Source organism: Sulfitobacter profundi, from assembly GCF_042661425.1.
GTDB classification, from domain to species: domain Bacteria; phylum Pseudomonadota; class Alphaproteobacteria; order Rhodobacterales; family Rhodobacteraceae; genus Sulfitobacter; species Sulfitobacter profundi.
Window position 1 is genome coordinate 2,998,841 of sequence record NZ_JBHSWA010000001.1, and the last position, 22,550, is coordinate 3,021,390.

Genomic DNA, 22,550 nt, shown 5'->3' on the forward strand with positions numbered 1-22,550 from the left:
CGTCTCCCAAAGATGAAGGGATTCGGAATATGTTCGATACGCTCAAGTTGATCGTGCTTGCGCTTATAGTGTTTTTTGCAGCACTCGGGGCGGATTGGGCGCGCGATCCGGCTTATATGGTCCATGCCCTGCTGATCATGCTGGTGGCGGCGGGGTTGTTCTTTTGGCAGTTGCGCCGAATGCCTGTTGAGGATGCACGGCCTGCCGTGTCCATGGCGCCGCAGGGCTATATGGATGGTCCGATCCGCTATGGCGTGATTGCCACCGCCTTTTGGGGCGTGGTGGGGTTTCTGGTCGGCACCTTCATCGCCTTTCAGCTCGCCTTTCCGGCCCTCAATATCGAATGGGCGCAGCCCTATGCGAACTTTGGCCGGCTTCGCCCGCTGCACACCAGCGCGGTGATTTTCGCCTTTGGGGGCAATGCCTTGATCGCCACGTCGTTCTACATCGTGCAGCGCACCTCTTCGGCGCGGCTCTGGGGTGGGAACGCGGCGTGGTTCGTCTTTTGGGGCTATCAGCTTTTCATCGTGCTGGCGGCGACAGGCTATCTGCTGGGGGCCACCCAATCCAAGGAATATGCCGAGCCGGAGTGGTACGTCGACATCTGGCTGACCATGGTTTGGCTGACCTACCTCGCCGTATTCTTCGGCACGATCCTGAAGCGGCGCGAGCGTCATATCTATGTCGCCAATTGGTTCTTTCTGGCCTTCATCATCACCGTGGCGATGCTGCATGTGGTCAACAACCTCGCCATCCCGGTGTCGATCTGGGGCTCGAAATCGGTGCAGGTCTTTGCGGGCGTGCAGGATGCCATGACGCAGTGGTGGTATGGCCATAACGCGGTGGGTTTCTTCCTGACAGCCGGTTTCCTTGGGATGATGTATTACTTCGTGCCAAAGCAGGCTGGCCGCCCGGTCTATAGCTACAAGCTGTCGATCATCCACTTCTGGGCGCTGATCTTTCTTTATATCTGGGCCGGGCCGCACCACCTGCATTACACCGCCTTGCCCGATTGGGCGGCGACGCTGGGGATGGTGTTTTCGATCATCCTGTGGATGCCCAGTTGGGGCGGGATGATCAACGGTCTGATGACGCTCGAAGGCGCGTGGGACAAGATCCGCACCGATCCGATCATCCGCATGTTCGTCGCCTCGCTCGCCTTTTACGGCATGTCGACCTTTGAAGGGCCGATGATGTCGATCCGCGCGGTAAACTCGCTGAGCCACTACACCGACTGGACCATCGGCCATGTGCATTCCGGCGCGCTTGGATGGAACGGGCTGATCACCTTTGGCGCGCTTTACTTCCTGACGCCACGGCTCTGGGGTAGGGCGCAGATGCACTCCATGGCGGCGATCAACCTGCACTTCTGGCTCGCGACCCTTGGCATCGTTCTCTACGCGGCGTCGATGTGGGTCTCAGGCATTATGGAGGGGCTGATGTGGCGTGAGGTCGATGCCAATGGCTTCCTCGTCAACAGCTTTGCCGACACCGTCGAAGCCAAATTCCTGATGTATGTGGTCCGAGGTCTGGGCGGGGTGCTCTACCTCGCGGGCGGTGCAGTGATGGTCTGGAACATGTGGATGACCATCCGCGCCCCGCAAGCCCGTCCCGTCACCGTCGCCCTGCCAGCGGAGTAAGATCAATGGCCAAGAACCCCCACAGCCCGAACTATGACCCCGCTGACGATCCCAAGGTCGTAACCGCCAGCGAAGGCGTGAAGACGGGCAAAATCCCCAACGAACTGCCGCCCGAGACGCAGACGATCACCTTTCACCAGCGGTTCGAGCGCAATGCGACCCTGCTGCTGATTGCCTCGCTCGGGGTGGTCAGCATCGGCGGGATCGTTGAAATCGCGCCGCTCTTTTGGCTGGAGAATACCATCGAAGAGGTCGACGGCATGCGCCCCTATTCGCCGCTGGAACTGGCGGGGCGGGAAATCTATGTGCGCGAGGGCTGCTATGTCTGCCACAGCCAGATGATCCGCCCGATGCGCGACGAGACCGAGCGCTATGGCCACTACAGCCTTGCCGCGGAATCGATGTACGATCACCCGTTCCAATGGGGCTCTAAACGCACCGGGCCGGATCTGGCGCGGGTCGGCGGGCGCTATTCGGATGAGTGGCATGTCGATCACCTGATGGACCCGCAATCGGTGGTGCCGGAAAGCGTGATGCCGAAATACGCCTTTCTGATGGACGCCAAGCTCGAGCCCGAGGGTGTGACAGATTTGGTGGCGACCCACCGGACGGTCGGCGTGCCCTATAGCGATGAGATGATCACAAATGTCCGTGGCGATTTCCGGGTGCAGGTCGATCCCATGGGGGACTACGACGGGCTGCTGGAACGCTACCCCGGCGCGCAGGTGCGCAGCTTCGACGGGCAGCCGGGCATCAGCGAAATGGATGCCCTGATCGCCTATCTGCAAATGCTCGGGACGCTGGTCGATTTCTCGACCTTCGTGCCCGACGCCACCCGCTGAGGAGCCTGCCATGGACACCTATTCTTTCCTGCGCGAACTGGCAGACAGCTGGGCGCTTCTGATCCTGACGTTGATCTTTCTCGGCGTCATTGGTTGGGCCTTTCGCCCCGGCGCGCGCGCCCTGCACGACGATGCCGCCGCCGTCCCATTTCGCAACGAAGAGCCTGACCAAGCCCGCCATGACGGAGCCCAGCCATGACCGACAATCGCAAGATCGACCCCGCCACCGGGACCGAGACCACAGGCCACAGTTGGGACGGGATCGAAGAGCTGAACACGCCCCTGCCGCGCTGGTGGCTCTGGACCTTTTACGCCACCGTCGTCTGGGGCGTGATCTATACCATCCTCTATCCCGCATGGCCGATGGTCTCGGGTGCTACGGCGGGGCTTTTGGGCTATTCCACCCGCGGTGAAGTCGCCGCCGAGATCGCCCGCGTGGACCTGTCGAACGCCGATCTGACGCAGAGCCTCGTGACCGTCGATCTGGCGGTGCTGAAGGACAACGAAGAACTGCACCGTTTTGCGACGCAGGCCGGGCGCTCGGTCTTTGCCGCCAATTGCTCGCAATGCCACGGCGCGGGGGCGGGGGTGTCGTGGCCTCGGGCTACCCCAACCTTTTGGACGACGATTGGCTCTGGGGCGGCACGATGGAGGATATCGCCTATACAGTGCGCCACGGTATCCGTAACGAAGATGACCCCGACGCGCGCTTCTCTGAAATGCCGCCCTTTGACTGGATGGAAGAGGCCGATCTCGACGCCACCGTGCATTTCGTTCGCAGCCTGTCGGGGCTTGAGCATGACGCGGGCGCGGCGCGGGCGGGAGCGGAAGTCTTTGCCGACAACTGTAGCGCTTGCCATGGGGAACGCGGCCTTGGCGACCGTGAGATGGGCGCGCCGAACCTTGCCGATGCGATCTGGCTGCGCGGCGGCAGCCATGATGCGATCCTGCGGCAACTCAAAACGCCGCGCATGGGGGTGATGCCGCCGTGGCAGGCCCGTCTGGGCGAGGCCGAGGTGCGCGCTGTGACCGCCTATGTCCACGGTCTGGGCGGGGGCGAGGCTGCGGTCGATGCCGAGGGTGCAGCCGCCGATTGAGTAGGTATGACAAAATGATCTGCGGATTGATGCAGATCAAAGCGGCCTGCGCCCCGCGGGTGTAGGCCGCAAGACGTAACCCCGGAGCATACCGCCGATGTCCAACGCCGCCCCCGCTTTTTGCCGCACGAGAGCCGATTTTTCCCCGCCGGGTGAGCGGCTTCTTTCGCCGGTTAAAATGGGTGATCCTGATCCTCACGCTGGGGGTCTATTACGTCACCCCGTGGATCGCTGGGACAGGGGGCCGAACCTGCCGGACCAAGCGGTTCTGGTCGATCTCGCCAACCGGCGCTTCCATTTCTTCTGGATCGAGATTTGGCCGCATGAGTTTTACTTTGTGGCCGGGTTGCTGATCATGGCGGGGCTGGGCTTGTTCTTGTTCACCTCCGCTCTGGGTCGGGTCTGGTGCGGCTATGCCTGCCCGCAAACCGTCTGGTCCGATCTCTTCATGACCGTCGAACGCTGGATCGAGGGCGACCGCAACGCCCGTATTCGTTTGCACAACGCGCCGTGGAGCCTGCGCAAGGCGCGGCTGCGGGGGCGAAATGGCTGGTCTGGCTGCTGATCGCGGTGGCCACGGGCGGGGCGTGGGTCTTTTACTTTGCCGATGCGCCCAGTCTGGCGCGCGACCTAGTGACCCTGCAAGCCGCCCCCGTCGCCTATGCCACCATTGCCGTGCTGACCGCCACGACTTTTATCTTTGGCGGCTTCATGCGCGAACAGGTCTGCATCTACATGTGCCCTTGGCCCCGCATTCAAGGCGCGATGATGGACCCCGGCACGCTGACCGTCGGCTACCGCAAATGGCGAGGGGAGCCGCGCGGCAAGGGCGGGGTAAAGCGCCAGAAAGCGGCGGCAGAGGCGATCGGCAGCGGCAATGCGGTGGCGCGCTACGGCGCGGCGCTGGACAAAAACACCGCAGGCGACCGCCAATCGCGGGATGGAGAGGTCTTGGGCGATTGCATCGATTGCAACGCCTGTGTCGCGGTCTGCCCGATGGGGATCGACATCCGCGAAGGCCAGCAGATGGAATGTATCACCTGCGCGCTCTGCATCGACGCCTGCGACGATGTGATGGCCAAGATCGGCCGCCCGCGCGGGCTAATCGACTACCTCGCGCTGGATGATGAGCCGCCCACTGCGCCCAAGGCGAGCGCCGCCGTGGCGGGCCTTGCCGAGACACCGGCAGGGGATGTCGCCGGGGCCATCCAGCCTCCGTGGCAGCCCAAGCCGCTTTGGCAGCATGTCTTCCGCCCTCGGACGCTCATCTACACCGCCGCGTGGGCCACCATCGGTGTGGCGCTTGTCGTGGCCCTGTTCATCCGGCCCGAGATCGACATGACCATCGCCCCGGTGCGCAACCCGACCTTCGTTACCCTGTCGGATGGATCGATCCGCAACGCCTATGACATCCGTCTGCGCAACAAACATGGGGAGGCGCGGGCGTTCCGGCTGTCTCTCGCGGGGGACCATGGCTTGGGCCTCAGCATCGAGGGGGCGCCTGATCCGGTGGTTGCTGTGCCCGCCGACACCACCCGCCTGCAACGGGTCTATGTGATCGCCCCGCCGCAGACCGAAGTCGCCGCAGCGCCGCGCAGCGGTCTGCGTTTTTGGGTCGAAGATATCCGCTCAGGCGAGCGGGCCTTTGGCGATACGATTTTCAATGGAAAGGACAGCCAATGACCGCAGCAGAGTTGCAAAGGCAACGCCCCCTCACAGGCTGGCATGTGCTGGCGATCTTCGTGGGCGGCTTTTCGATCATCATCGCGGTGAACCTCGCGCTTGCGTTCAACGCGGTGCGCACCTTTCCGGGCAAGGAAACCGAGTCGAGCTACATCGCCTCGCAGAATTTCGACACGGACCGCGCGGCGCAAGAGGCTTTGGGCTGGATGGTTGAAACAAATCTGACCGCCACCGCGCTGCGCTTGGCGGTGCAGGACGCTGGAGAGGCGGTGGTACGGCCCGAGATCATCGCGGCGACACTGGGCCGTGCGACCACTGTGGCGGACGACATGACGCCTGCCTTCGCGTGGGATGGCCATGCATGGGTGGCACCGGTCACCGCAGGCGCTGGCAACTGGAACCTCCGGATCGAGATGCGCGCCGCCGATGGCACGCTCTTTCGCCGCCGCATTTCGTTGCGGGTGACCCCATGACCGTTGCCGCCTGTCCGGGCTGTGTCGCAGCCGCCCCTCGGCCGAGGCCGCAGCGCAGCGGGTTGCAGAGAACGACGAGGCACTTCACCTCGCCTTGCCACAGATCCGCTGCGCGGCCTGTATTGCGGGGGTCGAGGGGGTCTTGGCCAAACTGCCCTCGGTCAAAACCGCGCGGGTGAACCTTGGGGCCAAGCGGGTGCGGATCGTCCTGATGCCCGGATATGACGCCAGCGCGGCGCTTCAGGCGTTGAACGATGCGGGCTTTGAGGCACATGAGTTGGATGCGACCGCCCTGCGCCCGGCGGGGGATGACACAGGCCGCCGTCTGCTGGCCCGTGCCGCCGTCGCGGGCTTTGCCATGATGAACGTGATGGCGGTTTCCGTCGCGGTCTGGTCCGGGGCGGGCGATATAACGCGAGAGATGTTTCACTGGGTTTCCGCGGCCATCGCGCTGCCTGCTCTGGCCTTCTCCGCGGTGCCGTTCTTTGCCTCGGCAGGGGTCGCCCTAAGGGCCGGGCGGATGAACATGGACGTGCCGATTGCGCTGGCGATCCTGCTGGCGGCGGCCACCTCACTTTATGAAACTTTTGCCGCCACGGGGGCGCATACATGGTTCGACGCGGCGCTGTCGCTGACCTTTTTCCTGCTGGTGGGCCGCTACCTTGAGCACCGCGCAAGGGCGACGGCGCGCTCTGCCGCGGCGGAATTGACGGCGCTGGAACTGCCGCGCGCCACCCGTCTGACCGCAAAGGGCCGTGAGACGGTGGAGGTGAGCGCCTTGATGCCCGACGACCGCATCGCCCTTGCCGCCGGGGCCCGCGCGCCGGTGGACGGCATGGCCTTGGGGGCCGCGATGGTGGACCGCTCCGCCCTGACCGGAGAGGCCGACCCCGTTGCCGTAGCGGCGGGCGGGGCGATCTGTGCGGGCGAGGTGATCCTCGGCGCGCCGCTGAACCTGCGCGTCACCCGCCGCGCCGAGGACAGCACCCTGCGCCGCCTTGCGGCCCTCGTCGAAGTGGCCGAGACGGGCAAGCACCGCTACAGCGGGATCGCGGACCGGGCGGCACGCCTTTACGCGCCGGTGGTGCATGGCTTGGCGGCGCTGGCATTCGCCGTTTGGTGGGGGCTGACGGGGGACCTCTATCAGGCGATCGCGGTGGCCACGGCGACGCTGATCATCACCTGCCCCTGCGCCTTGGCACTGGCCATTCCGGCGGTGACGGCGGCGATGACGGGGCGTTTGTTCCGCGCGGGCGTGCTGCTGAAATCCCCCACGGCGCTGGAGCGTTTGGCCGAGATCGACACGGTTCTGTTCGACAAGACCGGGACGCTGACTGAAGGCGTGGCGCGTCTGCCCGCTATTGATGCGCGCGCGGCTTCGGTGGCACTTGCCCTCGCGCAGGCGTCGGACCATCCGGCGTCACGCGCCCTGGCGGCGGCGCTGCAGGGTCATATGCCCGGCGAGTTGCGCGAATTGAGAGAGGTGCCGGGGCAGGGGATCAACGGTCTGTGGAACGGCGCGCCGGTTTCCTTGCGCCGGGGGCAGGATGGGCCAGAGCTGCAACTGCCAGACCGTTGCATCCCCCTGCCGCTGATTGAAACACCCCGCGCCGGTGCCGCAGAAGCGGTCAGCGCGCTGCAAGAGCGGGGGCTGGAGGTTGCCATGGTCACCGGCGATACCGCGCAGCGGGCGGCTATCTTGGCCCGAACATTGGGCATTGCCACAGTCTATGCCGCCGTCCGGCCAGAGGATAAGGCCGATCTGGTCCGCGATATGGCTGCGCAGGGCAGGCGGGTGCTGATGGTGGGCGATGGGCTGAATGACACAGCGGCTCTTGCGGGGGCCCATGCGTCCCTTGCCCCGGCCACGGCACTGGATGCGGCGCGGGTCGCCTCGGACGGGGTGATGCTGGGCGGTGATCTATCTGCGGTGGAGGATACGTTGCGTCTGGCGCGGCGGGCGCGCAGCCGCATCCGGCAGAACTTGGCCTTGGCCGCGGCCTACAATGCGGTTGCGATCCCGGTGGCGGTCATGGGCTTTGCCACCCCGCTGATGGCGGCGGCGGTGATGTCGTCCTCCTCTATCCTCGTGGTTTTGAATGCGGTGCGCCGATGAATATCCTGATCGTTCTGATCCCCGTCTCCATCTGCCTTGGCGCGGCCGGTCTTGCGGCCTGTCTTTGGACGCTGCGCAATGGGCAATACGATGATCTGGAAGGCGACGCCGCGCGGATTTTGCTGGAGAATGGGGAGGTGCCCAATGGCGAGGACCGACAGAACCCTAGGCCGGACAAAACGGCCTGAAGCGCAAAGGGTGGGCCGAAACCCGCGCTTTTGGTTCTGTGGCAGATTGCTTTCAGTCAGCGGCCTGCGAGGCCGAGATCAGCGCGTCCATGTCCTTGATCAGGACCGTCTGAGAGGTTTCAAGCGCGATGATATCCTGTTTGCGCAGGCGGGTCAGGGTGCGGCTGACGGTTTCGATCGTCAGGCCCAGAAAATCGGCGATGTCGCCGCGTGTCATGGGCAGGGCGCAGGTGGTGTGATTGCCGATCGACCGCCCGTTGCGCTCCGCCAGCGTGATCAGAAAGGACGCGAGTTTTTCCATTGCGGATTTGCGGGCCAGCATCATGAAGTGATCCTGCATCGCCGAGATCTCACGCAGGGCGGCGTTCAACAGCCGCTTATGCTTGTCGTTGTCTCCGCCGAAATCGTCGAGCGAATGGCGGCGGTGTGCGATCACCTCCGCCGCCTCGATCGCCTCGCAATCGCTGTGATGTAGCGCGCCATTGGGAAAGCCGATGATATCGCCCGGCAGGCCGAAGGCGATGACCTGCCGCCGCCCGTTGCCCAGCACGCGGGTCAGACGAAAGACACCCGAGGTGATCTCATAGATATGATGGGCGATGTCGCCTTCGCGAAACAGATGCGTCCCGACCGCCTGCCGCTTGCGAGGCGTCTGCGCGGCGGGGGCGCGGGGGCAAAGCTGTATCTCTGGCACTTTGACTGCGGGAGTGAACTCGTTTGATAGCGTCACGTACATGCGATCGTCCTTTCTGGGGCGCGGTCACATTCTCAGGTGTATGTCGCAGCAAGACCTGCGGTGTTGTATCCGTTTGTAACGCTTTGTCGCAGGGGGTGGTGCTGCGGGTGGTGCTCGCTTGGGTTGCGGACTATACAAGCGCAGCTTTTGTGGGTGATGGCTGTGACCGCGAAAAAATCCTTGTTGTTGATGACGATGCCAAGATCCGAACGCTTCTGAGGCGCTGCCTTGAAAGCGATGGCTACCTTGTGACCGAGGCGCATAACGCGCAAAGCGTGCGGGCGGCCTTTGCGGCGGAAGCCTTTGATCTGGTGACCTTGGATCTCAACCTCGGCGCCGAAGACGGGCTGGACATCGCGCGTGAGCTGCAGCGCGACCATGACGTGCCGATCTTCATGGTGACGGGCAAAGACGATGTGATCGACCGGGTTGTCGGGCTGGAACTGGGCGCGGATGACTATCTGACCAAACCGTTCCATGTGCGAGAAGTTTTGGCCCGTGTGAAATCGGTTCTGCGGCGCAGTGGCAAACGCGAGGCGGGCGCGCCTGCGCCGCAAAGCGACGACCCGTGGCTTACGCTCGATGGGTTGAAGATCAACCTCGACCGGATGCTGCTGCTGGGACGGGACGGGCAGGAGGGTGATCTGACCACGGCTGATTTCAAACTCTTGGCCGCCTTTCTAACCCACGCGAAGAAACCGCTGTCGCGCGACCGGCTGATGGACCTGATCGACGGGCAGAACTGGGCGCCTTTGGACCGGACAATCGACAACCAAGTGGCGCGGCTGCGCAAAAAGGTCGAGCGTGATCCGGCCCGTCCACTGTTGATCAAGACGGTGCGCGGGGTCGGCTATGTGCTGACAGAAAGCCCTGCCGAAAGCGCGGATTAATCTTGCAGCAGGCTGCGGAATGCCTCAGCCAAATCCGCCTGTCTGTAGGGTTTGCGCAGGATGGCGAAGGCATGGGCCTCCTCCTCTCCGCGCAGGACGTTTTCGGAAAAGCCTGAGGTGATCAATATCCGCAGGTGGGGCATGTCTTGCGCGACCCGTTTGGCCAAGGCATGGCCCGAAAGTTCGCCGGGCATCACCAGATCGGTAAAGACCACATCGATGTCGTCGCGCCGTTGCAGGATGTCCCAAGCGGCATCGCCGGTCGTTGCCGTAACGCAGTCGAATCCCAGCGTTCTCAGCCGGGTTTCGGACAGACGCAGCACCATTGGGTCATCCTCAACCAGCAGCACGCGCAGGCCGCTGCCGATGGCGGCGTGCCGCGCGGGGTCCTCACTCAATACGGGGCGCGCCCGTGCGCTGTCTTTAAGCGCCGGAAAATAGAGGCTGATCGTCGTGCCCTTGCCCAATTCGCTGTAAATCGCGATATGCCCGCCGGATTGCTTGATGAAGCCGTAAACCATCGACAGGCCCAGCCCCGTGCCTTGACCGACCGGCTTGGTCGAAAAGAACGGCTCCATCGCGCGGGTGCGGGTTTCGGGGGACATGCCTGCGCCCGTATCGGCGATCGACAGGCGGATGTAGTTGCCCATGTCGATGCCGATCTCTTGTGCGACATAGGTGTCATCAAGCTGCATGTTGCGGGTTTCCAACGTGATCTTACCGCCCGAGGGCATGGCATCCTGAGCATTGAGCGCGATGTTCAAGACGGCGGTCTGGAGTTGGGTGGCGTCTACCTTAGCCTGCCAGAGATCCTCGGCAAAGGCCGTCTCGACCGCGATATGGCCATGGATGGTACGCTTGAGCATCGCCACGGCCTTGGAGACTTCGGCGTTAAGGTCGATCACCGCGGCGTTCAGCGTGCTTTTGCGGGCAAAGACCATCAGACGAGAGGTCAGGTCTGCCCCGATCTCTGCGGCTTCAAGCGCGTCGGAAATCAGCGCGCCGCTTTTGGCAGAGGTTTCCGACATTTCCAGCAGTTCCAGATTGCCAATCACCACCGTCAGCAGGTTGTTGAAATCATGCGCGATGCCGCCGGTCATCTGGCCAATGGCATCCATCCGTTGCGAGCGGGCGGTGGCCTCTTCGGCGGCCTTTCTGCGCGACAGATCGTGCATGATGCCGACAAAGGCGACCTCGCCAGAGATGTCCGCGCGGCCCACGGACAAGTGCAGCGGGAAAACGCTGCCGTCGGCGCGCAGCCCTTCGACATCGCGGCCCACGCCGATGATGCGTTTCTCGCCGGTATCAAGGTGGTGGCGCAGGAAGCCGTCGTGTTGAACGGCCATATCCCCCGGCATCAGCATGCGCACGTTTCTCCCCACCAACGCCTCGACCGAATGGCCAAAAGCGCCGCCGCGGCCTTGTTCACCCGCAGGATATTGCCCGCGCGATCCGCCACCACCATGGCGTCAACGGCGGCGTCCAGAAGGGCCAGCAGAACGGGGCTTTCATCGTTGATCTTCATGCACGGGGTCCGTTTGTGGGGATGCGGGGCAGGGCATGCGATAGCGCGGCTAAGGGCTTGGGCGCAATGGAGGGGGTGACGCTCAGGGCCGCGGTGGTTGTATTCTACACCGCGCCGTCCCTACCACTGGATCGCTTCCAAATAATCGAGCAGATTGGCAAAATCGGTTTCCAGCACCTCCCCATCCGCGCCGCCATTGGGGTAAACATGGCGCAGCCCAACGGCGAAAAAGTCGGGCATCGGGGAGGCAGGATCGTCTTTTGCAAGCTGGCCCATGACAAAGCGGCTGACAAATTCGCGCGGGAAATACCCGTCATTGCGCTGTTTCAGCCCAGCCAAGTCAGGCGGCACAACATCAAGCTGCAGCGACATGGGGCCAGCCCCTTCGCCCCGCGCACCGTGGCAGGCGGCGCATTCCTTTGCATAGACCCGTTGCCCTTCGCGGACCCGGTCGGCATCTTCGGAAGGCCCGTCTGAACAGGCAGCGAGAAGGGCGCAGGACAGCCCGACAAAGGCGGTTAAACAAGGGCGCATGTGCAGCAGGTCCTTTGTATCAGCGGGCATTAGTGCGACAGAAGCACGGGAAAGGCGCTTTGTTCAATCAGGCTGCGGGTCGTGCCGCCAAAAACCTTTTCGCGCAGGCGGGAGTGGTCATAGGCCCCCATGACGATCAGCTCGGCGCCGGTTTCCTTGGCGCGCTTCACGATCGCGGTGGCGATGTCCTCTCCGCCGCTTGCATATTGCTGCACCGCGACGTGGCACCCTTGGTGGGTCAACCATGCCGCGACATCTGTACCGGGGTTTTCCCCGTCATAGGCAGAGATCGAGACCGGATCGAAGAGCGCCACGGTCACCTCCCGCGCGGCCCGCAGGCTTGGCAGAGCCGCCCGGATCGCCCGCGTGGCTGGGAGGCCCGCTTTCCATGCCACAAAGACCGATTGCGGGGCCAGAGCCGCCTGTGGGTTCGATATGTTCAGCAAGACGGGGGCAGCGGAATCGAACAGTGCGTCATGGACGATGTCTTCGAACAAGCGCGCGTCTTCGCGCAGGTCCGTCCCGATAAGCACCGCATCACAGGTCAGCCCCGCCCGCGCGACGGTGTTTCGTAGGGCCGTGGCTTCACCACAGACCGCGCGGACATCCGCGCTGGCACCTTGGTCGCTGAGATACTGCGAGAATTCCTTGCGCTGCTGTTCGACCGCGGCGCGGGCCTCATCCACATCCGATTGCCAGCCAGCGGGAAGGGAATAGGTGCTGAGCTCTCCCACGCCCATGGAATAGACCGGCACCGGAGCGGTTTCGCTGAGCAGAAGAACGATCAGATGGGCGCCATGTGTCTGCGCCTCGCGCGCGAGGGTCTCTAGCTGGTCGGGCCGGGCGTTGACCCCGAGAACGACTGTCAGTGTGGTATTTTGCATAGCGGCGCTCCTCATGTGACCGTGGCCAGTATGGGGCGGCGACGGGGAAGCTGCATTGATCTGGATCAATTGGAGGTGTGGGGATCACTTGGCGGCGGAGGTGCTGTGAAGGGGCATACGAGGGGCTAGAAAAACGCGCCAGCGCCTACTGGGGTTGAGCTATATTCAGCATATCGTCATCCATTATCGATCGGATAAAAAGTCACTACTCTCAAGGCGGTAGTGGCGGAGAGACAGGGAGACTACGCCAATATAGGTAAGTCACTATTCCTCCAAGATAAAATGCCCTGATGTTATCCATTCAATCAAGTTACCTTTACTGTACTACCCAATTGTCTGCAATATTCCAGTCAGTCACGATCAACATTTGAATGTGAGGGGGGCAAACTTGACCGACCAAGACAAACATTACGAATTTGGCAAAGCTGTAAATGAACAGGTCATCGACAACTCGAATATTGTATTGAGGACGTTGCTGTTCATAAATGGCGGGGCGGCTGTCGCCATGCTGGGCTTCATCGGCAGCATTGTTGGTTCCGAAGGGGCGCAACAGTCTAGCGATATCGCAGGTCTTACTTTGCCGCTAATATGGTTTGGATGGGGTATAGTTGCTGTCGTTGTAGCGATGGTTTTTGCCTACTTCACAAACTACGCGGTGGTCGCACATTCGTTTGCCATGTCGGAAGGGAAATTCGACAACGCTACTAAATTAGGAACCGCGAAGATGGCATTGCATTGCTGTGCTGCCCTGACCACCATAGGCTCACTCGCGCTGTTCATTTTCGGTCTGTTTGAGGTCCGAGCCTCCGTAATGACTTTGATGGGCTAGGACATGTGCGATCCAGACGGCGGTGTGTACACTCACTTCGGTGCAGCGGCGTTAGCGGCTCAGTTGCTTGAGCAGAATGTACTGCTAGCATTACGACTGCTGGTTAAATCCAGTGCCGCAAAGAAGCTCATCAACCTCCCTGAGGTAACCGCCGTTTCACTTCGGACTTGTGAACTAGACAGAAGAACTTTGGGGCCACTCATTAGGATGTTGCGGCAGCACTTCTCGCTGTGTGACGAGGATGTCTAGTCCTTGGCGGAGGCACTCGCTATTCGCAACTCGCTAATGCACGGGTACTTCCCGCGTAATGCCCGCAACCTCATCAATCCCGACGGGCGCAGGGCGATGAAACGAGAACTTGACGAAGCTGCAGAGGTGCTTTGGCAAGCCACCCTTAAGGTGGCGCCATTCGTCGGGCAAGAAGCAGAGCAGCTACTGCAAATGTTAGTTCATGCGCAATTTTCTGAGTGACTTCCCGCAAAGAGCGATTCAGTTGTTCCGCAACCGTATAACAAATGGACGAAGCACTTCATTCCTCTGAAGCTCTACGTATGGCCGGTGACTATAAGGCCCACCATTGAGGGATACAACGAGGAGATGCCGCCAGTGCGCAGCTGAGGCAACGTCCCAAGTCCCTCCTTTGACTGGTCCGTAGTCATGTCCCTGTGGTTCTCTTGTGAGGACTGCGGGGGCTGTAACGGTGCTTCTTGGGTTGCCCTGAGTGCCTTTGGTTTGTCGACGAGGTGAAGGCTCATGAGAGTCTCATGGGTATGCAACCATAGGGGATGCAATCTGCATAGGCTTTCCGGATCAGTCTGATCAATCAATAGACATCGGACCAGATAAAATGACCAATAATAATCATACACTTAAGAAGCCCAAGGCAACTAATGTAAGGCTTGCAGACATCGGCACCGACACAGGAACCTTCCAGTTCCGTGATGAAGACCTGAACGACGCTCATGCAGAGGAGTTGAGGTCTCACATAAGGCGCGGCGTACCGCTCGACCCAATGACCCTTTGGCGTCACCCTGAAACACAAAGTTTGATCGTGATTGACGGACACCACAGGCTTGAAGCGTACAGGCGCTTCGGTTGGCGTGGAAAGGTGCCTGCGTTGGTCTACTCGTGCAGTCTAGAGGAAGCCCGCAAACTGGCTCTTGAGGAGAACGCTAAGACACGACTTCCTATGACATCACAAGAACGAATGAATGCGGGGTGGACTCTGAGCTGTCTTCACAATGAGAGCGGCCCTGTCTACTCAAAGAAGGAGATCGTGGCTCTGCGACTCGCTAGCGATGGGACGATAGCCAAGATGCGCCGCACCCGGCAGAAGTTGACCGAAGCTGGCGAACCTCTACCAGATACTTGGTTGGAGGCTATGGAGATGCTGAACGGTCTGCGGCAGCGCGACGAAGAGTGGGACGCCGACGAGTGGGTTCAGGCACGGGCAGACGCAATTGACGCACAAATAGGCAAAATCATCGGATATGAAGGTGAGCATTGCTTAGATGCGGTGCGCGTCATGCTGGAAAAGAGGCTCGGCCACAGGACAGAAGAGCTTGCCGACTACTGGACGGCAGACGGTTTTGAAGGTGGGGAACTACCCTTCTAGATGCCAGACTAAATTTGGGTCGAATATCTCAGCGGCTTATCTATATCGGCGGTAATCGCGGTGTTCCCCCATAGGCTTCGTGGGGGATGTCCGTGCCATGATAATAGCGCCACAGCAAAGACCCACAGAGGCTACTAGCGGGGCAGCAGGGGGCGTGTGAGGTAGATCGATCCCCCGAATGGAGTAGGGCGCAACTCACTGCGCTGAAGGCCGCACAAGCGCTCTATGACGGGGCCGCATGGGATTGCGCTGCGAACGACGGCGAGTATGGCGGGGCAGGCTGGCAACGGCTGACGGACGATCACAATGGCATTCTCCTGTTTTTGCGTCTGAGCGGCCAAGGTGTCGCTCTCATCGCTTATCGAGTTTTAGTCTTGTCCGAAATTCACCTAGCAGCGTTGCTCCCTCCGCAACAAAACCGTCTAGCTCTCTACTTCTGACAGCTGTGTAATTCGTCTCATTCTCGACCTGTGTCAGCTTTCCCTCATTCACTTCATAATCAGGGTAGGTAGCTAATGCTGTTGCTTTGTGCAGGTTCAATTTCTCGAAGGGGATTTTTAGCTCCGCCGACATCATCTGGATTATTCGGAAACTTCTGTCGAACTCATCTTCGAGGCGTTGCCCTTCTTTTTGATCGTCTTTGTCGGGTATGGATTGTCCATCTCTCAGAAAGGCATAACGCATAGATTCATGAGTACGATGACGACACACTTGCTCGATACTTTCAATGCAGGTGAACATGGCATCTGCAGCTCTTACGTACCTATCCTCACGCCTCCTATGGCGTCTTTCAGACGCGCCCGTCCAAAGCGGAATAGCCACGCTCGACAAGGCGGTGATTGCTGTTGCCGAAGTCGAAACTACAAGCGCTATATCAGTTGCGGTCCACTCCATTTGAACTCTCCCAAAATCCTACTTTCGAACATTCGTAACCGATATCATCCTGATTGTATTGCCGCTCTACGGAAAAGCCCATCCCGCTAGTGTTCTCTGAGGTATACCTCAGTGGACATCTCTGGATGTGCGCTTTTGCGTGTCCGTAAGGGTTGACATGGATCAATGGACACCGCTATCAACGGACATAATCTTAACGAACACCTGCGAGGACTTATGTCTCAGACCATTCTCTACGCCCGCGTCAGCACGGCAGACCAGAACATTGACCACCAGAAGACACAGGCGGAGGCCGCAGGCTTTATCATCGACGCGGTCATCGCAGATCATGGCGTGTCGGGCGTTAGCAGCAAGTTAGCAGATCGACCGGAAGGCAAGAGGCTGTTTGACAAGCTGAGGCGGGGTGACGTCCTAGTTGTGCGCTGGGTGGATCGACTGGGTCGCGACTATCAGGACGTTACGGACACGATCAGGGCATTCATGCGACAGGGCGTTGTAGTTCGCACGGTGATCAATGGAATGACCTTCGACGGGGCCACTACAGACCCAATGCAGGAGGCTGTGAGAGACGCCCTCATTGCGTTTATGGCGGCAACGGCTCAGGCGCAGGCGGAGGCTACCAAAGAGGCCCAGAGGGCTGGCATAGCCGCTGCCAAGGGCAACCCTGCGAAGTATCGAGGCAAGAAACCCAGTTATGATCGAGAGGCGCTTTCCATAGTGCAGAGTATGGCGGCGATGGGCGAGGGGACGTCGGCGATAGCTAGGGCGACAGGTTTATCGCGTCAGGCTGTCCTAAGGATCAAGGGCGATCCTGTGGCTGCGCAAGCTGCATTGGATAGGTGGTCAATGGCATGATGCGCTACGTGTTGCAATTGTCTGCAGTTTGACTGTCCTCCTATGATCTCCTTGAATTGTGACACTTATTTATGCTTCCATCGGGGAGTAATCACTTGCGGATTAGACGATGGGACCGTTAGGCGACCTTAACTTCATTCCACTCCCGGCTTGGGTGGTGGGGGCAATAATCGTTGTTTGCTTGGTGGGGGCGGTCCTAAGAGCTTTCTCCGACAAAGCAAAAGAAGTGGGCATCATTCCTGCGATACTCATCTTTGGAGCGGAATTGGCCTTTTTCCCTGCTATCATATTCTTAGCTATGACGTTGGGATGGTGGGCAATCGCGTTTTGCTTGCCTTATAGTGCGGCTTGTTTGCATCTCGATGAGTACTTTCGTCAGAAGGCTTCAAGATAGCCTAACTCGAGCATCATCTCCCAAACATCCTCTTGAGATTTCACAAGTTGGGCCGGTAGCAAACCATGGTCATAGACTGAACTGGAGTGTTGTTCCTTGGCCCAGCCACCAATCTGGTAAATGTCAGCATCAGGGACGCGGGCTTGTCCAGCGACGGTGCGCCATGTGTGACGTAGTGAGTGGAGGGACAAATTGTTGTCAGTGGTCGTTCCTAGAACGTCACGACGGAAGCGGGTGAACCACTGTGACAGCGCATAGACCTTGCCAACAGACTTCCTGATAGGCCACTCCGGAAACAGCCTTTCCTCATCAGAATGTACTGCCAGTCGTTGCCGAATGAGGGCTTGAGCGCCTATGGGAACTGGAACGGTGCGCTTGGCATTGGCTGACTTTCCGCTCGGGATATGCAACGCAGTACCATCTTTGGCGACCTGAGACTGGGGCAGGGAGCCAAGCTCGTCTGCACGGCATCCAGTGACAAGGGCCAAGCGTAGGATGTCACCTTCACGACTACCGGGGACTGTCGCCGCCAGAAGCTTGCTCAACTCAGCGGGGGTGTATGCTAGGCGCTTGCCGACAGCACTAGGGGAGGCGCGGCGGATTGCGGTAGGAAACACCCAAGGGTCACGATACCTTGTTCGAGTAATGTTGCGTTCGATTGCCCAAGCCCAAAACTGCTTCAGCAGGGTAATGTTCTTGCTGATGGTCTTGTAGGCCATGCCGTCGGGGGATCGCTTGGAGGTAAGCGAGGGCAGGTATTCATCGCGGAAGTTCTTGGCGCGGGCTGCGGTCATATCCTCAAGGCAGGCCACCTCTTCAACATCGCCAAAGAAGTTATGAACGTGAGATACTGCTGTGCGGAGATTGAGGACGGTGGTCTTCTTTAGCGGCTTGTAGCCTCGACGATTATCTGGGCTTCGTTCGTAGATGTATTGCTCAAGTGCTTTGCTGATGGGGTAACCCTTACCGAAAGCAATGCGACCAAACCTCTTAAGCGCCTCTTCGGGGATACCTTGGGCGGACGCGGCTTCGAGTTTATCTTGCAGGTATGAGCCTACGTCGCCTTGTTCGCTGCTGTCCTCTGCGATTTCCGCTCGCCACTCTTCTGCTTGAGCAAAGGTGAAGTTTGCATCATCGCTTTCCTCGAAGCTCAACTTGGTAATCTCACCAAGCGCGATGTTTCGGCGTCTGCGAGCATCAGGGAGGGAACGGGTCTTAAGGCCTTTACGGATTTCCTTTCCAAACGGCTTTCCTGTCCAAGGGTTCGTTTTACCTATGAGGTTGTTTGGGGTCACCATACGGAACACCCAGCCAGTGCCGGGGCCGCGAGGTTGGATCAAGTACTGCATGTCCTCAGCCTTCTTCATGTGGTCCATAGTGGACAACGGCTTGCTGGACATCATCACAATTTCCTTTGCAAAAGCAGTAGCTTAGGAAAAGTGGCGGAGAGACAGGGATTCGAACCCTGGGAACCCGTGAAGGCTCAACGGTTTTCGAGACCGCCCCGTTCGACCACTCCGGCACCTCTCCGCGGGGGTCTGGGAGGCCCGTTTAGTCGCCTTTTCAGGCAGTGGCAAGAGGGGTTTTGCGCATCAAGGGAAAGTTTGGGGATTTTCATTGCGCCGGGGCTGGTACAGCCTAGGTTTAAAGGCAGAATTCCGCGAAAGGACAGCCCATGTTTCGCCAAAATAGATTGATTGCAGCCCCCTTCGTCATGGCGATGATGCTGCTTGTCGCCCTTGCCGTGCCGCTACGGGCGGCAGAGCGCGGCGCGTTGGAGCGGTTCTTGGAAGTGACCGGCTTTGACGTGGCGTTGGAGAGCATTCGTCTCTCAGCCGATTCCGCGCCCGAGATGTTGGGGCTGCAAAGCGAGGATTTCGGCTCGGAATGGTCGCGGCTGGTGCGGGATGTCTTTGACACCGAGTTGATGCACGGCATGGCGATGGATATCCTGTCTGAAACGCTGAGCGACGATCTGCTGGATCATGCCGCCGATTTCTATGCGAGCGATCTGGGCCAGCGTTTGGTGGCCGTAGAGAACAAGGCGCATATGGCCGAGGATGACGGGCTGAAGGCGGAAAGCGGTGCTGCGATTGTTGCGGGGCTTGAGCACATTGGCTCGCCGCGATTGGAAACACTGCGGCGTTTGAATGTCGCCAGCGATGTCGAAGAGATCTCGGTCCGGGCCATTCAAGAGGTGCAGATCCGCTTCCTTTTGGCCGCCGCGGGCGCCGGGGTGATCGAATTGCAGATGGAAGAGCCTGACCTGCGCGAAGCGATGCGCGCGCAGGCCGATGAACTGGGCGCTCAGATTGCCGCGAATGCATTGGCCAACGCGGCCTACACCTATCAATCCTTCTCGGATGACGATCTGCTCGCCTATGCTGAGGCGCTGGAGCATCCCGAGATGCAGCAGGTTTATACGCTGATGAACGCGGTCCAATATGAGATTATGGCCAATCGGTTCGAGGCCGTGGCCACCCGGCTCGCGGCGATGCAGCCCAGTCAGGACCTCTAATGCGGGCTTGGGTATTTGCGCCACTCCTGGGGCTTCTGGCTTTGCCCGCTTGGGCCGATGCGCGCATGACCGTGCTTGTCGATTTGTTGGAGCTTCGGCAAGCGGCGGTGATCCTCAGTGACGAGGGGCAGGCCCATGCCGAGATGCTGAACCAAGACATGCTGGGCGGGCAGGGCGGTCCGGGCTGGCAGATGCAGGTCGAAAGCATCCATGACGCCGGGCGCATGGTCGAAATGGTGCGCCGGGCACTGGAAGAGACGATGACCTCTGGCGAAGTCGAGCAGGCGATTGACTTCTATTCAACGGAATTGGGCGGTCGGATCGTCGGGCTGGAGAACGCGGGCCGTGCCGCCATTGCCGAGCCGGAAGTGGAGCAGATCGCGCGGGCGCACTATGGCGTATTGGCCGGGGATCATGATCCACGGGTCGCTCTGATCCGCCGCTTGATCGACGCCGCCGATATGGTTGACCGCAATGTCAGCACGGCGCTCAACAGCAATTTCCAGTTCCTGCGCGGAATGCGCGACGGTGGCGCCTTGGAAGACAGTGACGAAGACCTCTTGGCCGAGGTCGGCGCCGAGCTGGAGGCGGTTACCGAAGACACCTCTGTCTGGATGCACGCCTATCTGCTGCTGGCCTATCACCCCCTGCGCGACGCCGAGATTGCACAATATGCTCAATTTGCCGAGACAGGCGCCGGGCGTGCCCTCAACCGGGCGCTTTTTGACGGGTTTGGCCGGGCTTATGAGGATATCTCTTACGGGCTTGGACGTGCTCTGGCCCTGAATATGGTGGCCGAAAGCCTCTGACAGGGGCAGAGAATTGAGCGCGAAAACCTACTTGACTTGTCCCGCCATTCCGAAGATAAGCCCGCATCCCGGCGGGTAATCCGTCTTAGGGATTGTTTTTTAATGACGCCCCATGGGCGCGCTGTTCGAGGCGGATCGGCCGGAAAGCCATCCACAAACTCCCAAGCGGGGGCCACAGAACGCGGATGACAGAAAAGGAAGACGCATGTTTGCGGTCATCAAGACAGGCGGCAAGCAATACAAAGTGCAATCCGGCGATATGCTGCGGGTTGAACGTATTGCGGCCAATGCTGGCGAAACAGTCCAGTTCAACGAAGTTCTGATGCTCGGCGGCGACAGCCCCGTGCTCGGCGCGCCTATGGTTAAAGATGCAGGCGTTCAGGCCGAAGTCGTTGACCAGATCAAAGGCGAAAAGGTTATCAACTTCGTCAAGCGCCGCCGGAAGCACTCTTCCAAGCGCACCAAGGGTCACCGTCAGAAACTGACCTTGATCAAGATCACCGATATCCTGTCTTCGGGCGCGGATAAGTCGGGCGTTGCTGCTGCCATCGGCACCGGCTCAGTAAGCGCTGCCGCTGTTGCTGCGATCACCGGCAAGTCCGATGATGCTGCAAAGCCAGCCAAGAGCAAGAAGGCCGCCGCACCTAAGGCGAAAGCCGAAAAAGCCGCGCCGAAGGCCAAGAAAGCCGACGCAGGCACCGACGACCTGAAAGAGCTGAGCGGCGTTGGCCCGGCACTTGAGAAGAAGCTGCACGAAGCGGGGATCACTTCCTTTGCCCAGATCGCAGCATGGACCGAAGCGGATATCGCTGAAGTTGACGAGAAACTGTCTTTCAAAGGCCGTATCCAGCGTGAAGGCTGGGTCGATCAGGCCAAAGAAAAGACCAAAGGCTAAGGAGAGACCGAGATGGCACATAAAAAAGCAGGCGGTTCATCCCGTAACGGGCGCGACTCAGCTGGTCGTCGCCTTGGCGTTAAGAAATATGGCGGCGAAGCCGTTATCCCTGGCAACATCATCGTGCGTCAGCGCGGCACCAAGTTTTGGCCAGCTAACGGCGTTGGCATGGGCAAAGATCACACGATCTTTGCAACCGTCGACGGCGCTGTGACCTTCCACAAAGGTCTGAAAAACCGCACGTTTATTTCGGTTTTGCCACGCGCGGAGGCCGCTGAATAAGCCGTACCCCAAAGGGTTTGAAAAAATCAGGGATCGGCGATACCGCCGGTCCCTTTTCTTTTTCCGGGACATGTCCCATGCGTTTGTTTTTCAGTTCAAGGCTCGACGGCCTGTCAGATCGTTTTACCGTTCTTGGCGGGACAGGGCCGAATTTTGATAAAGTCGTTACATTCGGCAGGGAGGAATATGTCGGATGTATCAACGCCCCGAAGCGCTGTTTGTGCCTCATCGGGGCAGGGGCGGCCAGCTTGGACCAAAGCCCCCAATCCAGTCTGTTCGGAGGAGGAACATGACGATGCAGTTGGAAGCGATTGTGAACCAACCAGTTATTGAGACAGAGCGTTTTGACCTACGCCCGGTGCGCCGGTCGGATATGGGCATGATTGAGATGTATGCCAGCGACCCTCGGGTCGCCAATGCGACATCCTCTATCCCGCATCCGCTGCCGCCGGGCAGTGTCGAAGCCTATGTGACCCGCGCAATGTCGGATGACCGGGAAGAAGACGTCTGGGTCATGGATGGCACCCGCGCGGAGAGTTCCGAGGTCATGGGGGTGATCTCTCTCACCCGGCTCGACCGCAACCAATCCGAAATCGGCTATTGGGTCGCCCCGGCGTTCTGGAACACCCATCTGGCCTCCGACGCGGTGCAGGCTTTGGTGGATGCCAACCCCTTGGGCAATGACGCGCTTTTTGCCTCTGTTTTCCATGACAACCCGGCCTCGGCCAAGGTGCTCACCAACGCAGGGTTTGTCTATCTCGGCGACGCGGAAACCTATTGCTTGGCCCGCGATGCTGCCGTACCCACATGGACCTATAGCTGCAAGCTGTAGCTCCGTTTCCCGCGCCTGA

The 22,550-nt window shown here is 60.1% G+C and carries 24 protein-coding genes, 1 tRNA gene and 2 pseudogenes; 19 read left to right on the forward strand and 8 right to left on the reverse strand.

Annotation, left to right across the window (positions count from 1 at the left end; translation table 11 throughout):
* The first annotated feature begins 29 nt into the window (after positions 1–29).
* The 9 genes and pseudogenes from ccoN (at position 30) to ccoS (ending at position 8,039) form a co-directional block, all read left to right on the forward strand.
* Positions 30–1,640 carry a cytochrome-c oxidase, cbb3-type subunit I gene (gene ccoN / locus ACFQAU_RS15555; RefSeq protein ID WP_132443373.1) on the forward strand — a complete coding sequence of 537 codons (1,611 nt, stop codon included), beginning with the start codon at positions 30–32 and terminating at the stop codon, positions 1,638–1,640.
* A gap of 5 nt (positions 1,641–1,645) precedes the next feature.
* Positions 1,646–2,482, forward strand: a complete 837-nt coding sequence (gene ccoO / locus ACFQAU_RS15560) for a cytochrome-c oxidase, cbb3-type subunit II (protein WP_206054254.1) — start codon at positions 1,646–1,648, stop codon at positions 2,480–2,482.
* A 10-nt stretch (positions 2,483–2,492) separates the two neighbouring features.
* Positions 2,493–2,681, forward strand: coding sequence for a cbb3-type cytochrome c oxidase subunit 3 (locus ACFQAU_RS15565; RefSeq protein WP_120351105.1), 189 nt, complete (start codon positions 2,493–2,495; stop codon positions 2,679–2,681).
* Positions 2,678–3,579: pseudogene (gene ccoP / locus ACFQAU_RS15570) on the forward strand (cytochrome-c oxidase, cbb3-type subunit III). Before ACFQAU_RS15565 ends, ccoP begins: the two are co-directional and overlap by 4 nt.
* A gap of 223 nt (positions 3,580–3,802) precedes the next feature.
* Complete coding sequence (locus ACFQAU_RS22135; RefSeq protein ID WP_386283308.1) at positions 3,803–4,144, forward strand: 4Fe-4S binding protein; 342 nt, start codon at positions 3,803–3,805, stop codon at positions 4,142–4,144.
* Positions 4,090–5,262, forward strand: coding sequence for a 4Fe-4S dicluster domain-containing protein (locus tag ACFQAU_RS15580; RefSeq protein WP_386283312.1), 1,173 nt, complete (start codon positions 4,090–4,092; stop codon positions 5,260–5,262). Before ACFQAU_RS22135 ends, ACFQAU_RS15580 begins: the two co-directional genes overlap by 55 nt.
* Positions 5,259–5,735, forward strand: coding sequence for a FixH family protein (locus ACFQAU_RS15585; protein ID WP_120351102.1), 477 nt, complete (start codon positions 5,259–5,261; stop codon positions 5,733–5,735). The genes ACFQAU_RS15580 and ACFQAU_RS15585 overlap by 4 nt, the downstream gene beginning before the upstream one ends.
* A pseudogene (locus ACFQAU_RS15590) lies at positions 5,732–7,851 on the forward strand (heavy metal translocating P-type ATPase). The gene ACFQAU_RS15585 and the pseudogene ACFQAU_RS15590 overlap by 4 nt, the downstream one beginning before the upstream one ends.
* A complete protein-coding gene (gene ccoS / locus ACFQAU_RS15595; RefSeq protein WP_067628064.1) occupies positions 7,848–8,039 on the forward strand; it encodes a cbb3-type cytochrome oxidase assembly protein CcoS in 192 nt (63 codons plus the stop codon). Before ACFQAU_RS15590 ends, ccoS begins: the two are co-directional and overlap by 4 nt.
* A gap of 52 nt (positions 8,040–8,091) precedes the next feature.
* Here the strand turns inward: ccoS and ACFQAU_RS15600 are convergent, their stop codons facing one another.
* On the reverse strand, positions 8,092–8,775 hold the full coding sequence (locus tag ACFQAU_RS15600) for a helix-turn-helix domain-containing protein (RefSeq protein WP_132443376.1): 684 nt from the start codon (positions 8,773–8,775) through the stop codon (positions 8,092–8,094).
* A 98-nt stretch (positions 8,776–8,873) separates the two neighbouring features.
* Here ACFQAU_RS15600 and ACFQAU_RS15605 point away from each other — a divergent pair, with 98 nt between their 5' ends.
* A complete protein-coding gene (locus ACFQAU_RS15605; RefSeq protein ID WP_386283318.1) occupies positions 8,874–9,665 on the forward strand; it encodes a response regulator in 792 nt (263 codons plus the stop codon).
* Here the strand turns inward: ACFQAU_RS15605 and ACFQAU_RS15610 are convergent.
* The 4 genes from ACFQAU_RS15610 to ACFQAU_RS15625 form a co-directional block, all read right to left on the reverse strand.
* Entirely contained in the window at positions 9,662–11,029 is a 1,368-nt protein-coding gene (locus ACFQAU_RS15610) for an ATP-binding protein (protein WP_386283969.1), read from the reverse strand. The two genes, ACFQAU_RS15605 and ACFQAU_RS15610, sit on opposite strands and share 4 nt — an antisense overlap.
* A complete protein-coding gene (locus ACFQAU_RS15615; RefSeq protein WP_386283321.1) occupies positions 11,023–11,190 on the reverse strand; it encodes a PAS domain-containing protein in 168 nt (55 codons plus the stop codon). Before ACFQAU_RS15615 ends, ACFQAU_RS15610 begins: the two co-directional genes overlap by 7 nt.
* A 120-nt stretch (positions 11,191–11,310) precedes the next feature.
* Entirely contained in the window at positions 11,311–11,724 is a 414-nt protein-coding gene (locus ACFQAU_RS15620; protein ID WP_132443379.1) for a c-type cytochrome, read from the reverse strand.
* Between the two features lie 29 nt (positions 11,725–11,753).
* On the reverse strand, positions 11,754–12,608 hold the full coding sequence (locus ACFQAU_RS15625; RefSeq protein ID WP_165935522.1) for a universal stress protein: 855 nt from the start codon (positions 12,606–12,608) through the stop codon (positions 11,754–11,756).
* A gap of 388 nt (positions 12,609–12,996) precedes the next feature.
* Between ACFQAU_RS15625 and ACFQAU_RS15630 the strand changes: the two genes are divergently transcribed.
* From ACFQAU_RS15630 to ACFQAU_RS15640, 3 genes are all read left to right on the forward strand, one after another.
* Positions 12,997–13,437 (forward strand): hypothetical protein, encoded by a 441-nt coding sequence (locus tag ACFQAU_RS15630; protein WP_132443381.1) that lies wholly within the window; start codon positions 12,997–12,999, stop codon positions 13,435–13,437.
* A gap of 252 nt (positions 13,438–13,689) precedes the next feature.
* Entirely contained in the window at positions 13,690–13,908 is a 219-nt protein-coding gene (locus ACFQAU_RS15635) for a hypothetical protein (RefSeq protein WP_132443382.1), read from the forward strand.
* A 376-nt stretch (positions 13,909–14,284) separates the two neighbouring features.
* A complete protein-coding gene (locus ACFQAU_RS15640; RefSeq protein WP_132443383.1) occupies positions 14,285–15,052 on the forward strand; it encodes a ParB/RepB/Spo0J family partition protein in 768 nt (255 codons plus the stop codon).
* 351 nt (positions 15,053–15,403) lie between these two features.
* Here the strand turns inward: ACFQAU_RS15640 and ACFQAU_RS15645 are convergent, their stop codons facing one another.
* Positions 15,404–15,946 carry a hypothetical protein gene (locus tag ACFQAU_RS15645; RefSeq protein WP_132443384.1) on the reverse strand — a complete coding sequence of 181 codons (543 nt, stop codon included), beginning with the start codon at positions 15,944–15,946 and terminating at the stop codon, positions 15,404–15,406.
* Between the two features lie 216 nt (positions 15,947–16,162).
* Here ACFQAU_RS15645 and ACFQAU_RS15650 point away from each other — a divergent pair, with 216 nt between their 5' ends.
* Positions 16,163–16,801 carry a recombinase family protein gene (locus tag ACFQAU_RS15650; RefSeq protein ID WP_132443715.1) on the forward strand — a complete coding sequence of 213 codons (639 nt, stop codon included), beginning with the start codon at positions 16,163–16,165 and terminating at the stop codon, positions 16,799–16,801.
* Positions 16,802–17,176: 375 nt separating this feature from the next.
* Here the strand turns inward: ACFQAU_RS15650 and ACFQAU_RS15655 are convergent, their stop codons facing one another.
* Together ACFQAU_RS15655 and ACFQAU_RS15660 are read right to left on the reverse strand one after the other, a co-directional pair.
* The gene (locus ACFQAU_RS15655) at positions 17,177–18,598 is read right to left on the reverse strand and encodes a tyrosine-type recombinase/integrase (RefSeq protein ID WP_132443385.1); all 1,422 of its coding nucleotides are present in this window, start codon (positions 18,596–18,598) and stop codon (positions 17,177–17,179) included.
* A gap of 37 nt (positions 18,599–18,635) precedes the next feature.
* Positions 18,636–18,725, reverse strand: a tRNA-Ser gene (locus tag ACFQAU_RS15660).
* Positions 18,726–18,870: 145 nt separating this feature from the next.
* Between ACFQAU_RS15660 and ACFQAU_RS15665 the strand changes: the two genes are divergently transcribed.
* From ACFQAU_RS15665 to ACFQAU_RS15685, 5 genes are all read left to right on the forward strand, one after another.
* Positions 18,871–19,713, forward strand: a complete 843-nt coding sequence (locus tag ACFQAU_RS15665) for a DUF2059 domain-containing protein (protein WP_386283331.1) — start codon at positions 18,871–18,873, stop codon at positions 19,711–19,713.
* Positions 19,713–20,522 carry a DUF2059 domain-containing protein gene (locus ACFQAU_RS15670; RefSeq protein ID WP_132443386.1) on the forward strand — a complete coding sequence of 270 codons (810 nt, stop codon included), beginning with the start codon at positions 19,713–19,715 and terminating at the stop codon, positions 20,520–20,522. The genes ACFQAU_RS15665 and ACFQAU_RS15670 overlap by 1 nt, the downstream gene beginning before the upstream one ends.
* Before the next feature lie 205 nt (positions 20,523–20,727).
* Entirely contained in the window at positions 20,728–21,417 is a 690-nt protein-coding gene (locus ACFQAU_RS15675) for a 50S ribosomal protein L21 (protein ID WP_067624931.1), read from the forward strand.
* 12 nt (positions 21,418–21,429) lie between these two features.
* Positions 21,430–21,699, forward strand: coding sequence for a 50S ribosomal protein L27 (gene rpmA / locus ACFQAU_RS15680; protein WP_007119633.1), 270 nt, complete (start codon positions 21,430–21,432; stop codon positions 21,697–21,699).
* Between the two features lie 295 nt (positions 21,700–21,994).
* Complete coding sequence (locus tag ACFQAU_RS15685) at positions 21,995–22,531, forward strand: GNAT family N-acetyltransferase (protein ID WP_132443717.1); 537 nt, start codon at positions 21,995–21,997, stop codon at positions 22,529–22,531.
* Positions 22,532–22,550: the final 19 nt, after the last annotated feature.

Bases quoted from the DNA above. Each gene is read 5' to 3' on its own strand.
- ACFQAU_RS15650 (WP_132443715.1), top strand. From the start codon at position 16,163: ATGTCTCAGACCATTCTCTACGCCCGCGTCAGCACGGCAGACCAGAAC.
- ACFQAU_RS15615 (WP_386283321.1), bottom strand. From the start codon at position 11,190: ATGAAGATCAACGATGAAAGCCCCGTTCTGCTGGCCCTTCTGGACGCC.
- ACFQAU_RS15600 (WP_132443376.1), bottom strand. From the start codon at position 8,775: ATGTACGTGACGCTATCAAACGAGTTCACTCCCGCAGTCAAAGTGCCA.
- rpmA (WP_007119633.1), top strand. From the start codon at position 21,430: ATGGCACATAAAAAAGCAGGCGGTTCATCCCGTAACGGGCGCGACTCA.
- ACFQAU_RS15625 (WP_165935522.1), bottom strand. From the start codon at position 12,608: ATGCAAAATACCACACTGACAGTCGTTCTCGGGGTCAACGCCCGGCCC.
- ACFQAU_RS15665 (WP_386283331.1), top strand. From the start codon at position 18,871: ATGTTTCGCCAAAATAGATTGATTGCAGCCCCCTTCGTCATGGCGATG.
- ACFQAU_RS15655 (WP_132443385.1), bottom strand. From the start codon at position 18,598: ATGATGTCCAGCAAGCCGTTGTCCACTATGGACCACATGAAGAAGGCT.
- ccoN (WP_132443373.1), top strand. From the start codon at position 30: ATGTTCGATACGCTCAAGTTGATCGTGCTTGCGCTTATAGTGTTTTTT.
- ACFQAU_RS15620 (WP_132443379.1), bottom strand. From the start codon at position 11,724: ATGCGCCCTTGTTTAACCGCCTTTGTCGGGCTGTCCTGCGCCCTTCTC.
- ACFQAU_RS15645 (WP_132443384.1), bottom strand. From the start codon at position 15,946: ATGGAGTGGACCGCAACTGATATAGCGCTTGTAGTTTCGACTTCGGCA.
- ACFQAU_RS15685 (WP_132443717.1), top strand. From the start codon at position 21,995: ATGCAGTTGGAAGCGATTGTGAACCAACCAGTTATTGAGACAGAGCGT.
- ACFQAU_RS15565 (WP_120351105.1), top strand. From the start codon at position 2,493: ATGGACACCTATTCTTTCCTGCGCGAACTGGCAGACAGCTGGGCGCTT.
- ACFQAU_RS15610 (WP_386283969.1), bottom strand. From the start codon at position 11,029: ATGCTGATGCCGGGGGATATGGCCGTTCAACACGACGGCTTCCTGCGC.
- ccoO (WP_206054254.1), top strand. From the start codon at position 1,646: ATGGCCAAGAACCCCCACAGCCCGAACTATGACCCCGCTGACGATCCC.
- ACFQAU_RS15670 (WP_132443386.1), top strand. From the start codon at position 19,713: ATGCGGGCTTGGGTATTTGCGCCACTCCTGGGGCTTCTGGCTTTGCCC.
- ACFQAU_RS15585 (WP_120351102.1), top strand. From the start codon at position 5,259: ATGACCGCAGCAGAGTTGCAAAGGCAACGCCCCCTCACAGGCTGGCAT.
- ACFQAU_RS15640 (WP_132443383.1), top strand. From the start codon at position 14,285: ATGACCAATAATAATCATACACTTAAGAAGCCCAAGGCAACTAATGTA.
- ACFQAU_RS15675 (WP_067624931.1), top strand. From the start codon at position 20,728: ATGTTTGCGGTCATCAAGACAGGCGGCAAGCAATACAAAGTGCAATCC.
- ccoS (WP_067628064.1), top strand. From the start codon at position 7,848: ATGAATATCCTGATCGTTCTGATCCCCGTCTCCATCTGCCTTGGCGCG.